Raw genomic sequence first — 13579 nt, forward strand, 5'->3', positions numbered from 1 at the left:
CGCGTTGAGCCTCACTTTCTATCTGTAAAGTCGCGCTATCCCGTTATTCGTAATCAGTCCAATTTAAAGACTTAGCATTCTTTGTAGTGGACATCACTCACATCACGCAGACGCTGCGCCGCTTGCTCTGCGGTGAGGTCACGTTGGCTTTCTGCCAGCATTTCGTAGCCCACCATGAACTTACGAACCGTGGCACTGCGCAGTAGTGGCGGATAAAAAAGTGCATGAAGCTGCCAATGGTCGATGTCTGTGCCTTGGTCAAAAAACGGCGCGTAGTGCCAGCCCATCGAGTAAGGGAAAGAGCATTGGAATAAATTGTCGTAACGGCTGGTCAGCTTCTTGATCGCTAGCGCTAAATCGTCTCGTTGCTCATCGTTGAGTTCGCTCATGCGACGAATGTGCGTTTTCGGCAACAACATAGTTTCGAACGGCCACGCGGCCCAGTAAGGCACGACGGCCAGCCAGTGTTCGGTTTCCACCACAATACGTGAACCGTCTTTGAGTTCCGCTTGTACGTAATCCACCAGCAAGTTGCTGCCGTGTTCTTGGTAGTAGGCTTTTAGGTTATGCTCTTTGCGCTCGATCTCATTTGGTAAGAAGCTGTTCGCCCAGATTTGACCGTGTGGATGCGGCTGAGAACAGCCCATGGTTTCACCTTTGTTTTCGAACGCCTGAACCCAAACGTACTCTTTGCCGAGCTCTTCAATTTGCTCATTCCATGTATCAATCACGCCACGAATTTTATCCACTGGCAGCTCCGGTAAGGTTTTGCTGTGATCTGGCGAGAAGCAAATCACTCGGCTCAAACCACGCACGCCTTGCGTTTTGAATAGCGGGTTGTTTGACTCTGGTGCATCTGGTGAATCCACCATCAGCGCAGCAAAATCGTTATTGAACACATAGGTGCCTTGGTAGTCTGGATTGACATCGCCAGAGATACGTTCGTTGGTTGGACAAAGGAAACATTTACCGTCATAGCTTGGTAGCTCATCCAATGTGGGCTTTTCATCTGCGCCGCTCCAAGGGCGTTTTGCACGGTGAGGTGAAACCAAAATCCATTGCCCAGTCAGAGGGTTGTAACGGCGGTGTGGATGATCCACTGGGTTAAATTCGACATTCGACATGTTACTTACTCAACTCTTTAAAATTCTTCAAACTCAGCTTCCCAAAACCGTGAGAAGCGCAGATGGCAACGCGGCGACTACAATTACTCTGGGGAATAGCCATTGGGATTTTTTGACTGCCAGTTCCACGTATCGGCGGTCATTTCAGCCACCGTGCGTGTTGCTTTCCAGCCTAGTTCACGCTCGGCTTTTTCCGTGCTTGCCCAACATTCAGCAATATCCCCAGGACGACGCGGGCATAACTCGTAAGGCACTGGTTTACCGCAAGCGGTCGCGAACGCATCCACCATCTCAAGTACGCTCGAGCCTTTACCTGTACCTAAGTTGTAAATGTGCAAACCCGATTTCTCACCCACCGATTTCAAAGCCGCAATATGGCCGTCGGCCAGATCCATCACATGGATGTAATCACGTACGCCAGTGCCGTCAGGGGTTGGATAGTCGCTACCGAATACCGCGAGTTTTTCTCGGCGGCCAACAGCGACTTGGGCGATAAATGGCATCAGGTTATTGGGAATTCCTTGTGGGTCTTCCCCCATGCAGCCCGATGGGTGCGCGCCAACTGGGTTGAAGTAACGCAGTAAGGTGATGCTCCAGTCGTTTTCAGCATGGAACAGATCGCTTAAGCACTGCTCCACCATATATTTGCTGCGTCCGTATGGGTTGATCGCTGCGCCTGTTGGCGAATCTTCCGTAATCGGCACTATTTCTGGGTCACCGTAAACCGTTGCCGATGAACTGAATACGATGCTTTTCACGCCCGCTTTACGCATGCTGCGCGCTAACACCAATGAGCCATTGACGTTGTTGTCGTAGTACTCAAGTGGTTTTGCCACCGATTCGCCAACTGCTTTGAGGCCAGCAAAGTGGATCACGGCTTGGATGTCGTGCTGCGCGAATACCGTATCCAAAAAGGCTTCGTCACGGATGTCACCTTGGTGGAACGCAGGCTGTTTGCCAGTCAGCGCTTCAATACGGTTTAACACTTCCAGTTTGGCGTTACACAAGTTATCAACGATGATAGGTTCCATTCCCGCTTCAATCATCTGAACGCAAGTGTGACTACCGATGTATCCCATACCGCCTGTGACAAGAACTTTCACTTTTTGCTTCTCCACGTTTGCTGCTTTCTGTTCACACCTCACTCTGATGCGCTAAAAGCCAATCGCCATTGCATCGAATCGGTACGCCCATTTCTTAACTGGCTAAAAGTCTAGCAACCAATCTCGATCCAGATCCGTGATCGAATTCAAATTGTGTAAACGTTTCCACAAAATTACAAAAAAGCCGTATTTTAGATGCTGACTTTAGTTAAATTAAACCAAGAAGATGATGAGCAGTGAAGATGAGTCGAGCAGATACCGCTCTCTTTCGTGGATCGCACGATTTTACTAAAAGTTTGTGCATCCCTAAGTAGCTGTTTACAATAGCCAGATTATTGAGTTCTCACTTGGACTGTGAGCAATGCCAACGGGAAATGTACATGGCAACACTAAAAGATATCGCCACTGAAGCGGGCGTCTCACTTGCAACCGTATCGCGAGTTTTGAATGACGATCCGACGTTGAGCGTTAAAGAAGAAACCAAACGCCGCATTTTAGAAATCGCAGAAAAGCTGGAGTACCGCACCAGCAGCTCGAAGAAAGCCACCAAAGAAGCCAAGCAAAAACATCACTTTTTGGCCTTGTACAATTACAAACAAGAAGCAGAAGTGAACGACCCGTACTACTTGTCGATTCGTCATGGGATTGAAACTCAGTGCGACAAACTCGGCATTACGCTAACCAATTGCTACAACAGCGAAATTGATGTTGAAACGCAAAAGATTACGGGTGTCCTTTTAGTCGGGAAAGTCGACCAAAAGGTGGTCAATAAGTTACCTAAACGCCTGGCCGATAGCATCTGTTACATTGACTTTTCAGATCCAACTATTCCTTACGATTGCGTTGATATCGACCTTGTAAGAATCAGCAAGCAAGTGGTTGATTTCTTTGTACAACAAGGCTACGAGCGCATCGGCTTTATTGGTGGACAAGACGAGCCCAACACCGCAGACATTCGTGAAAATGCGTTTGTGGACTACGGCAGTCTAAAAGGTGTGGTTTCTGAAGACGACATTTATCGTGGCGATTTCTCTAGCTTGTCCGGTTATGACTTAGCGAAAGAGATGCTGGCCAAAGGCGATTTCCCAAAAGCGATGTTCATTGCTTCGGACTCCATTGCGATTGGTGTGTTACGAGCAGTGCATGAGTTTGGTTTAAACATTCCTGATGATATTGCGCTGATCAGCGTGAACGACATTCCTACCGCGCGTTTTACCTTCCCTCCTCTATCTACCGTTCGTATTCATTCTGAAATGATGGGGATTCAAGGCGTAAACTTGTTAGTAGAAAAATACCGTGACGGACGCGCACTGCCCCTTCAAGTGTACGTTCCAAGCAAGCTCAAGCTACGCGGCACAACTCGATAAAAACACCCTCAAAACTGCTCAAATAAGGCACTGAATTTTCAGTGCTTTTTTATTTCTTCTTTTATTTTCTACCGAATTTTTACTGTTTTTACTTTCCAAAACAATCTAGAACGCATTCCTTTACTCTGATCACATCTTGCTCAACATTGGTCATTTAAAACGTGACCAAGTTAAAGTAAAACGTTTTCACTAATTTATTTTAGTAAAACTTTTACTAATATCTTTCTCAGATTATTCATAAGCATTTTTCACAATACATCGGCCGTTGTTTTTGCACTGATGTTGAGCCGCGATGAAACCAATCCGCACTCCAACATAAGCGCACCAAGCCGAGGGGAGATCAAAACGTGAACAATTGGGAAAACTTCCAACACTTACACGAGAATCGTATGGCACCACGTGCGTACTTTTTCTCCTACGACTCTGTTCAGAGCGCACAAACCTTTCAACGTGAACTGAGTCGCCGCTTTATGTTGCTCAGCGGCCAATGGACATTCCGTTATTTCACCAACCCAATGTTGGTACCTGATGAGTTTTACTCACAAACAATGAACGACTGGGGACACATTACCGTCCCAAACATGTGGCAAATGGAAGGCCACGGCGATCTGCAATACACCGATGAAGGCTTCCCATTCCCGATCGACGTCCCGTTTGTACCAACCGACAACCCAACGGGCGCTTATCAACGCACATTTACACTTGGTCCACAGTGGGATAACCAACAAACCATCATCAAGTTCGATGGCGTGGAAACCTACTTTGAAGTGTACGTAAACGGCGAGTACGTCGGCTTTAGTAAAGGCAGCCGACTCACAGCGGAATTCGACATTTCCAAGTTCGTCCAACAAGGCGAAAACTTACTCTCTGTACGAGTGATGCAGTGGGCCGATTCCACTTACATTGAAGACCAAGACATGTGGTGGACGGCGGGGATCTTCCGCGATGTTTATCTTATGGGCAAAGAGCAGATTCACGTCCAAGATCTCACCATTCGCACCGATTTCGCCGACGATTACCAAAGTGCGACGCTCAGTGCTCAAGTCGAATTAGAAAACCTTTCCACCGCTATCGCGTCAGGCTATACGCTGGAATACGCGCTGCATGACAAAGGCACTGTCGTAGCCAGTGGTCAATGCGATTCAATGACTATCCAAAACCACCACTCAACAAGCTTTGCGATTGATATGGTGAATCCAACGCATTGGACGGCTGAAAACCCTTACCTTTACCACTTGTTCATCACCTTAAAAGATCACCAAGGCAACGTAGTGGAAGTGATCCCACAACGCGTGGGTTTCCGTGATATCAAGGTGCGTGATGGCCTGTTTTACATCAACAATCAATACGTGATGCTGCATGGTGTCAACCGTCATGACAACGACCACCTAAAAGGTCGCGCAGTGGGCATGGACCGAGTGGAAAAAGATCTGATTTTGATGAAGCAACACAACATCAACTCAGTTCGCACCGCACACTACCCGAACGACCCACGCTTCTACGAGTTGTGTGATATTTACGGCCTGTTTGTGATGGCAGAAACCGATGTGGAAACCCACGGCTTTGCCAACGTTGGCGACCTGAGCCGTATCACCAATGATCCTGCTTGGGAAGCGGTGTTTGTCGATCGCGCAGTGCGTCATGTTCATGCGCAAAAGAACCACCCTTCGATCATCATGTGGTCACTCGGTAACGAATCGGGTTATGGCTGTAACATCCGCGCCATGTACGCCGCAACCAAAGCCCTTGATGACAACCGTTTGGTTCACTACGAAGAAGACCGCGATGCTGAAGTGGTGGATGTGATTTCCACTATGTACTCGCGCGCACAACTGATGAATTACTTTGGCGAGCACCCACACGAGAAGCCACGCATCATCTGCGAATACGCCCACGCGATGGGTAACGGACCGGGTGGTTTAACCGAATATCAAAATGTGTTCTATGCGCACGACCACATTCAAGGTCACTACGTTTGGGAATGGTGTGATCACGGCATTCTAGCGCGTGATGAACACGGCCAAGAGTTCTACAAATATGGCGGCGATTACGGCGACTACCCAAACAACTACAACTTCTGCATGGATGGTCTGATTTACCCAGATCAAACCCCAGGCCCAGGTCTCAAAGAATACAAACAAGTCATTGCACCGGTGAAAATCCGCGCCGTTGAAGGTTGCCATGACCGCTTTATCGTTGAGAACAAATTGTGGTTCACCAGCCTCGATGATTACACCATTATTGCTGACGTGCGTGCCGAAGGTGAAACCCTGCGTAGCGTGCAATTCAAAGTCGAAGCTTTGGTCGCCAACAGCGAACGTGAAGTGACCATCGACTTGCCAGAATTGGATGAGCGCGAAGCCTTTGTTAACTTCACCGTACGCAAAGACAGTCGCACGCTTTACAGCGAAGCCAACCATGAAATTGCGGTGTATCAGTTCCAACTGAAAGAAAACACCGCGACGTTGCCTGCGCTGGTCAACCACAATATTCAACCCTTGGCGCTTGAAGAAAGCCGCCTAGAGCACGTGATCACAGGTCATAACTTCGCGCTTACTTTCTCGAAAGTAAACGGCAAGCTGACTTCTTGGCGCGTAAATGGCGAAGAGATCATTCAATCAGAGCCTAGACTGAACTTCTTCAAACCGATGATTGATAACCACAAACAAGAGTATGAAGGTTTGTGGCATCCAGCGCATCTGCAAATCATGCAGGAGCACTTCCGCACACTTGCTGTGGAAGCAACCAATGATTCCGTCTTGATTACGACCACCAGCATCATTGCGCCGCCGGTCTTTGATTTTGGCATGCGTTGTACCTATCGCTATCAAATCAATGCTCAAGGCCATTTGAACGTGGAACTGAGTGGCGAACGTTACGGCGACTACCCTCACGTGATTCCGGTCATCGGCTTGGATTTGGGCATTAACGGCAGCTTTGACCAAGTGAGTTACTACGGTCGTGGCCCAGAAGAAAACTACCAAGACAGTCGCCAAGCTAACCTCATTGATGTTTACCACAGCACCGTCGAGGACATGTTCGAGAACTACCCGTTCCCGCAAAACAACGGCAACCGCCAACACGTGCGCTGGGCCTCACTCACCAACCGTCATGGCACAGGGTTATTGGTGAAACCTCAGCAAGAAATCAACTTCAGTGCGTGGTTCTACACCAACCAAAATCTGCATGAAGCGCAACATACGATCGAGCTAGAAAAGAGTGGCTACATCACCCTCAACCTTGACCATCAAGTGATGGGGTTAGGCTCGAACTCATGGGGCAGCGAAGTGCTCGACTCTTACCGCGTGTACATGGACGAGTTCCGTTACGGTTTGACGCTGATGCCTCTGCAAGCAGGCGATTGCAACGCACAAGTGATGGCAAACCATGATTTCGACAACGCGTTTTTCACTCAAACCAATACTCAATCAGTCAACGAGGCGTAACCCATGATCGTGTTAGACAGCTTAGAGCAATTCAAACAGGTATATCGCAACGGTCGTAAATGGAACCGCTGTGTGGAAGCCATTGGCAACATCGGCAACATCGGCAACATCAAAGATGGCGTGATGCACTCGATTGGCGATTCACTGGTTTACATGGTTGAAGATGGCATCGCGAAACAAACCGAAATGTTCATCGGTAACCGTCGTTACTTCGATGTGCATTACCACCTCGAAGGCCGAGAAACCGTTGAGTTCGCGGATAAAACCGCGTTAACACTAGAACAAGCTTATCGTGATGAAACCGACCGCGAATTTTTTTCTGGTCAGGGTGAAACACGTGAGCTTTGCGAAGGCCAAGTGGCGATTTTTGAAAACAGTGAAGCGTACCGCTTCCACGGAGACAACCGCGTAAGAAAAGTCGTGCTCAAAGTGACCATCGAAGATGGCTACTTCCTAAATAAATAAAACAAGAGAAGGGCTGTGGTCACAGCATTACAAGCCCTTCCTCCCTACAATTCCAACGTGATTCACCGGAGATAGAACATGTCTGAATCCAAACGTAATACGATAGGCAAATTCGGGTTGTTGTCCCTCACCTTTGCTGCAGTATTTAGCTTTAATAACGTAATCAATAACAACATCGAGATCGGTCTAGCTTCTGCGCCAATGTTCTTTCTGGCGACCATTTTTTATTTCATCCCTTTCTGTTTGATCATCGCAGAATTCGTATCTCTGAATAAAGATTCTGAAGCGGGTGTCTACGCATGGGTAAAAAGCTCACTCGGCGGTCGCTGGGCGTTTATCTCTGCCTACACTTATTGGTTCGTTAACCTATTCTTCTTCACGTCTTTGCTACCGCGCGTTATCGCTTATGCGTCTTACGCGTTCTTAGGCTATGAATACATTCTGACGCCATTCACCACTACCGTGCTCAGTATGATTTTGTTTGCGTTTGCGACCTACGTATCGACAAACGGCGCGAAAATGTTGGGGCCAATTACGTCGGTGACCTCCTCCCTCATGCTGCTACTGACAATGTCGTACATTTTACTGGCTGGCGCAGCGTTGATCGGCGGCGTAGAACCGGCTGACCCAATTACTGTAGAAGCGATGATCCCTGATTTCAGCTGGGCATTTTTAGGCATTACTACATGGATCTTTATGGCGGCAGGCGGTGCGGAATCGGTCGCGGTTTACGTAAACGATGTGAAAGGCGGCTCGAAATCGTTTGTTAAAGTCATCATCATCGCAGGTATCTTTATCGGTGTGCTTTACTCAGTCGCGTCTGTTTTGATTAACGTGTTTGTTCCTAGCGAAACCCTAAAATACACGGGTGGCTCGGTACAAGTATTTGAAGGTTTGGCTGCGTACTTTGGTTTGCCAGAAGTATTGATGAACCGCTTCGTAGGCTTGGTATCCTTTACCGCTATGTTTGGCTCTCTACTGATGTGGACAGCAACGCCAGTGAAAATCTTCTTCTCTGAGATTCCAGAAGGCATTTTTGGTAAGAAAACCGTAGAGCTGAACGAAAACGGCGTACCAGCTCGCGCAGCTTGGTATCAGTTCCTTATCGTCATTCCATTGATGATCATCCCAACATTAGGTTCTAACACCGCTCAAGATCTGATGAACACGGTGATCAACATGACCGCTGCCGCCTCGATGCTCCCACCACTGTTCATCATGCTGGCGTACCTGAATCTGCGCTTGAAACTGGATCACGTCGAGCGTGATTTCAAAATGGGCTCACGCAAAATGGGCATCGCTACCGTATCGGTACTGATCGCTATCTTTACGGTTGGTTTCTTAGCATCGACCTTCCCTACAGGGGCCGACATCATGACCATCATTTTCTACAACGTTGGCGGTATCGTGATTTTCCTTGGCTTTGCTTGGTGGAAGTACAGCCAATACGAAAAATCATTGAATCAAGAAGAGCGTATAAAAGAAGCCGCGCCAGCTTCGCAAGCGGTATAACACTGACTCTCAATGACAAACATTCTGGGCACCCTTTGGTGCCCTTTTTTATATGTGAGAGGTGATGGTCGAAGAAACTAATTCGCGTAGCCAAATCCCTTTTTCTTCATTGTTTCGGCTTGAATGCCACAGCATGGCAATATCAAAATCCGCAACGGCGATCGGCGGCTTAACAGTAATGAGATCGTCCGAAAAGCCCTCCGCCAACGCCATTTTTTCTGGCACGATGGCAATGAGATCGCGCTTTTTCAATAAATGCCGAATAGTGAGAAAGTTGCGCGACGCCACGGTGACTTTACGGCTCAAGCCATGCTCTGCGAGCTTTTGGTCTACTTGTGTCTTTAAGCTCCCATCGGGACTTACCAGAGCTTGCTCTATGTTAGCGAACGCTTCCAGAGACAGCTGTGTTTCCCCTTTCAATACCTGTTTATCACACATGCACACGTGCTTTTCCGTGTACAAGTACAAGCTCTCAAAGTTGTCATCCAACACTGGCATGCTGCCAATAATAACATCGAGCTTTTCGTGCTCAGTTAATGCCACGTAGTTGCTACGATTGACGTTAATAAAACTGATCTGGGCCTCTGGTGCGCGCTGGCGTATTTCGTCATAAAGCAGAGGAGCAAAAATAAACTCGGCATAATCCGTTAACCCAATGCGACATACACCCGCGTAATTTTCAGGTTGGAAGGCAGACTTAGTGAGCAAGTCTTTGGCGATAGAATCCAACAAGTGATGCACAGTTGGCGCGATGTGGTGAGCGTGCTCGGTGGGCTCCATCTTGTGTCCTTTTCGCTCAAAAAGCGGGTCGTCAAACAACAACCTTAAACGAGACAAACTATGACTCATCGCCGACTGGCTAACGTAACTTTTCTCTGCCGCGACGCTAACGCTTCGATGGCGATACAAGTAGGAAAACGTCACCAATAAGTTCAAGTCAATGTTGCGCCACTGAATGTCCTCTTTCACCTCAACATCCTCATCCCATTTCATTCATAAATGAAATTAAATCTATCAATTTGAGTCATTTTAGAGCATCCGATAAATTAGCAGCAATGCTTTTTAGATAAACAGGCTCGACATGTTCACCATCTTCAAAACTTTTTTCTGGCTGGGTTGGTTCAGCTTCGGCGGCCCTGCGGCTCATATTGGTTATTTTCGCCAAACCTTTGTTGAGAAACTGAAATGGCTTGATGACAGCGAGTACGCACAAATCGTCGCACTCAGTCAGTTTTTGCCGGGACCGGGATCAAGCCAAGTCGGCTTTGCATTGGGTTATAAGCGCGGCGGTTTAAGTGGCTCATGCGCAGCATTTGTCGGATTCACGCTTCCTTCGGTGATCATTATGTTGGCACTGGCGATGGTAAGCAGCCAAATCACCGACACCGCTGTGTTCCAAAACATCGTTCACGGCCTAAAACTGCTCGCAGTCGTCGTCGTGGCGGATGCGACTTGGGGCATGTACAAAAACTTCTGCCAAAGCAAACTGACCGCGGGTTTGTGCGTCGCGACTGCGATTGCGTTGCTGGTGGCACCAAGCATCATGACGCAAATGTTCGTGTTGCTCGCAGCAGGTTTTGTCGGCATGCGATATCTGAAGAAAGACTCCGCGCCATCAACCGAGCCGTTTAAACCGTCTATCGCGCCATTGGCTCTATTTGCGGTGCTTTTACTCGGCTTACCGTTAGTGGCTCATACGTTGCCTTTGCTTGGGCTGTTTAGTGATTTTTTCCAAGCTGGTAGCCTAGTGTTTGGTGGCGGTCATGTGGTTCTGCCGCTTCTGCAAAACATTGTTGGTGACCAGCTTAGCCAAGATGCATTTTTAACAGGCTACGCCGCTGCACAAGCTGTACCGGGGCCAATGTTCACCTTTGCGACTTTTATCGGCTATGAGCTTTCGGATACGCCAATTTTAGGCGCGCTGATCGCAACGCTTGGCGTATTCCTCCCAGGTTTTCTTTTACTGCTTGGCGTTCTTAAAAACTGGCAAGCACTGGCAGGCAAACCGCTGGTCTCCGGCGCCATCAACGGTGTAAATGCCTCGGTAGTAGGGTTACTACTCGCGGCACTTTACCAGCCAGTATTTAGCAGCGCAGTTGTTACTCCCATCGACATGGCGTTAGTGATTTCGGGTTTCTATCTACATAAAAAACTCAACCTTTCGGTGCTGTGGATGATCGTGTTTTTTGTGGCGGCAGGCCTTGTCACGGGCATAATGTAAAAATCTTAAACGACAAACTCTTAGCGGGCACTTAAATACAAGTGCCCGTTTTCTCAACTAAGCTTAATGACATTGGAAGGATAGAGATGATGGATCATCGATGGAACAAGACAACAATTACCAGATCAACGTAAGTTGGCAGCAAAAAGCAGCGACTTGGCTCCAGTCTATGAAGAACGAGTTATTGAGCGATAAGATTTTCTACACCTATTGCTTTATCTCGACTGCTGTCATTTATCTTTGTTCTTTATACCTCGATTTCCCTATTGATTACTCTTTTACCACTTACCTTGAAACGCTCATGCAAGCTTTGTATGTCACAGGTTTAAGCTGGTGTATCTATTATTATTTCTATCTCATACTGCGCAAAGAAAAACAGCCAGCAAAGCGCTTCATACGAAAACTGAAGCATCTTATTTTTCCACTGCACCGCCCTGTATCAGTGTTTGTTTCGATGATGGCACTTAACCTGATTTTCTCTAACCACACGTTTTTGAAATCGCTTATTCCAATCATCAATCCTTTTAAATGGGATCTAACCTTTGCGAATATTGATACGCTGTTGCACTTCGGCTTTGCACCTTGGGAATTGACCCATGCATTGTTCTCCAATGCTTGGGCCTCACTGGCGCTAAACGTTGCCTACAACGCATGGTTTTTTTGTATGTGGGGTATACTTATCTTTTTCCTTATCTACAAAAAATACCCGTTGGTAAGGCAACAATTTTTACTCACGTTCGCATTGTCTTGGATGATTCTTGGTGTCTTCTTCGCCACGTTACTCTCTTCAGCAGGTCCTTGCTACGTGGAGCTTATCACTGGAGATGAACAGTTTGTTCCTCTGATGAAAACGCTCGAAGCCCAAAGCCAATATCTTACCAATGTGGATGCTGGGCAATTATGGGCATTGCCTACACAGCAATATCTTTGGGATGAGTACATCGCGAATGCCAATGGTATTGGCTCTGGCATTTCGGCAATGCCGAGTTTGCACGTTTCCATTGCTGTTTTGATGGCGCTATCAATTTATAGACTCAACAAAACCATCGGCTACTTTGCTTACGCTTTCGCCGTCATCATTCAAATCGGTTCGGTACATTTAGCCTGGCATTATGCGATTGATGGTTACCTCGCAACACTCTTAACGGTGATGTTATGGAAGATAGTTGGTTGGGCTTTGCGGCGCTATGCTTCTTACCCTGAAAGAAGCGAATGAACGGCTAATTGAACAAACACCTTTGCAACGGACTACTCTCCATAAATGAAAAAGCCACTCCATCTTGCTGAGTGGCTTTATTTTTAAATAGACTGTGAAGTTATTGGAGAAGCGCGGTAGAGGTATCCCCTCGCTCTCTTACCATTGCTAATGCTCGCTCTAAGTTTTTATTTGCCAGTTCATAGTAGGCCGGATTCTTATCAATAGCCTGTTGTAGATAAGGAATCGCCTCGCCTGGTTTGCCTTGAAGGATCAAGAAGTAACCAACATTGTTGAGTGCTTCCGGCTCTGTCATGTGTCGACTAAAAATACTCAGAGCTTGTCGTGGTTGATCTTTTGCCAGTGCAATGAGACCCAAGTTATTGATTCCCTTTTCATCCCCCGGCTTAATGCTCAGCGCAGCTTGAGTAAAGTGCGCCGCTTTTGAATAAGCTTTTTCCATGTAGTAGGAATAGCCTAGGCTGACTAAAGCGTTGACGTTTCTTGAATCAATATCCAACGCTTTTCTAATTAATGCCTGCGCAATATCGTGGTCGCCACGAATGTCGTAAAGCACACCTAGACCGGAGTAAGCAGAGACAGGTGATTTATCATCATAGCGATATGTTGCAACGCTCTCTGCAGTAATGTTGTCTTTAGTGATAATCGGATCGCCATCCATGCGAATTTGGTCAGCATTCAAAGCGCGTATGTAGTAACTCTTCCCGACGTCCTTTTCGCCACGTTTCGTATACAGAGTGCCAAGTTCTGTGAGGGAACCAATGTTATCAGGGTTCTCTGCTAAAGATGCTCGAAATGATTTATCCGCAAGTTCTGAATTCTCTCTTGCCAAATGGATACGCCCCACGGTGTATAAGGTTTTGTCTTTATGGACCGCATTCGGGAAAGAGAGCGAGCGAATGTATTCATACAACGCTAAGTCGACATTTTTATTGCTTAATGCAATATCCCCTCGAGAGATTGCCTCCTCCTCTGTTTTTGGAGGTTCATCATTGGTGAGTGACTCAACGGGCTTACCTGAGTACAGCGTTGAATCGAAGTCTGATGACTGTTCAGTTGTTGAACATGCGGTAAGCACCAACAACGAGATGATGACGTATTTCTTAATCCACATAACGATCCCTA

The 13579-nt window shown here is 47.3% G+C and carries 10 protein-coding genes; 6 read left to right on the forward strand and 4 right to left on the reverse strand.

Translation table 11 applies throughout. The features are described from left to right. Nucleotides 1-71: 71 nt before the first annotated feature. Complete coding sequence (locus tag L3V30_RS02870) at nt 72-1124, reverse strand: UDP-glucose--hexose-1-phosphate uridylyltransferase (RefSeq protein ID WP_237308282.1); 1053 nt, start codon at nt 1122-1124, stop codon at nt 72-74. Nucleotides 1125-1207: 83 nt separating this feature from the next. After that, nucleotides 1208-2227 (reverse strand): UDP-glucose 4-epimerase GalE, encoded by a 1020-nt coding sequence (galE, locus tag L3V30_RS02875; RefSeq protein ID WP_237308358.1) that lies wholly within the window; start codon nt 2225-2227, stop codon nt 1208-1210. Nucleotides 2228-2607: 380 nt separating this feature from the next. Between galE and ebgR the strand changes: the two genes are divergently transcribed. From ebgR to L3V30_RS02895, 4 genes are all read left to right on the forward strand, one after another. Next, the gene (gene ebgR / locus L3V30_RS02880) at nt 2608-3594 is read left to right on the forward strand and encodes a transcriptional regulator EbgR (protein ID WP_237308283.1); all 987 of its coding nucleotides are present in this window, start codon (nt 2608-2610) and stop codon (nt 3592-3594) included. Between the two features lie 347 nt (nt 3595-3941). Continuing rightward, nucleotides 3942-7040, forward strand: a complete 3099-nt coding sequence (gene ebgA, locus L3V30_RS02885) for a beta-galactosidase subunit alpha (protein WP_237308284.1) — start codon at nt 3942-3944, stop codon at nt 7038-7040. 3 nt (nt 7041-7043) lie between these two features. Then, nucleotides 7044-7505: a beta-galactosidase subunit beta gene (locus tag L3V30_RS02890; protein ID WP_237308285.1), complete on the forward strand. Its 462-nt coding sequence runs from the start codon at nt 7044-7046 to the stop codon at nt 7503-7505. A 78-nt stretch (nt 7506-7583) separates the two neighbouring features. Further along, nucleotides 7584-9017, forward strand: coding sequence for an amino acid permease (locus L3V30_RS02895; RefSeq protein WP_006742400.1), 1434 nt, complete (start codon nt 7584-7586; stop codon nt 9015-9017). A gap of 48 nt (nt 9018-9065) precedes the next feature. Here the strand turns inward: L3V30_RS02895 and L3V30_RS02900 are convergent, their stop codons facing one another. After that, nucleotides 9066-10010 carry a LysR family transcriptional regulator gene (locus tag L3V30_RS02900; RefSeq protein WP_237308286.1) on the reverse strand — a complete coding sequence of 315 codons (945 nt, stop codon included), beginning with the start codon at nt 10008-10010 and terminating at the stop codon, nt 9066-9068. A gap of 88 nt (nt 10011-10098) precedes the next feature. Between L3V30_RS02900 and chrA the strand changes: the two genes are divergently transcribed. Then, complete coding sequence (chrA, locus tag L3V30_RS02905; RefSeq protein ID WP_237308287.1) at nt 10099-11238, forward strand: chromate efflux transporter; 1140 nt, start codon at nt 10099-10101, stop codon at nt 11236-11238. 100 nt (nt 11239-11338) lie between these two features. After that, a complete protein-coding gene (locus L3V30_RS02910) occupies nt 11339-12454 on the forward strand; it encodes a phosphatase PAP2 family protein (protein ID WP_237308288.1) in 1116 nt (371 codons plus the stop codon). A 100-nt stretch (nt 12455-12554) separates the two neighbouring features. Here L3V30_RS02910 and L3V30_RS02915 read toward each other — a convergent pair whose 3' ends face one another. Next, nucleotides 12555-13568, reverse strand: coding sequence for a tetratricopeptide repeat protein (locus L3V30_RS02915; RefSeq protein ID WP_237308289.1), 1014 nt, complete (start codon nt 13566-13568; stop codon nt 12555-12557). Between the last annotated feature and the right edge of the window lie 11 nt (nt 13569-13579).

It is taken from the genome of Vibrio sp. A1-1 (genome assembly GCF_021728175.1).
GTDB classification, from domain to species: Bacteria; Pseudomonadota; Gammaproteobacteria; order Enterobacterales; family Vibrionaceae; genus Vibrio; species Vibrio diabolicus.

Coding starts and splice junctions, on each gene's coding strand:
- L3V30_RS02870 (WP_237308282.1), bottom strand. CDS start 1,124: ATGTCGAATGTCGAATTTAACCCAGTGGATCATCCACACCGCCGTTAC.
- ebgR (WP_237308283.1), top strand. CDS start 2,608: ATGGCAACACTAAAAGATATCGCCACTGAAGCGGGCGTCTCACTTGCA.
- L3V30_RS02890 (WP_237308285.1), top strand. CDS start 7,044: ATGATCGTGTTAGACAGCTTAGAGCAATTCAAACAGGTATATCGCAAC.
- L3V30_RS02895 (WP_006742400.1), top strand. CDS start 7,584: ATGTCTGAATCCAAACGTAATACGATAGGCAAATTCGGGTTGTTGTCC.
- L3V30_RS02900 (WP_237308286.1), bottom strand. CDS start 10,010: ATGAAATGGGATGAGGATGTTGAGGTGAAAGAGGACATTCAGTGGCGC.
- chrA (WP_237308287.1), top strand. CDS start 10,099: ATGTTCACCATCTTCAAAACTTTTTTCTGGCTGGGTTGGTTCAGCTTC.
- L3V30_RS02910 (WP_237308288.1), top strand. CDS start 11,339: ATGGAACAAGACAACAATTACCAGATCAACGTAAGTTGGCAGCAAAAA.
- L3V30_RS02915 (WP_237308289.1), bottom strand. CDS start 13,568: ATGTGGATTAAGAAATACGTCATCATCTCGTTGTTGGTGCTTACCGCA.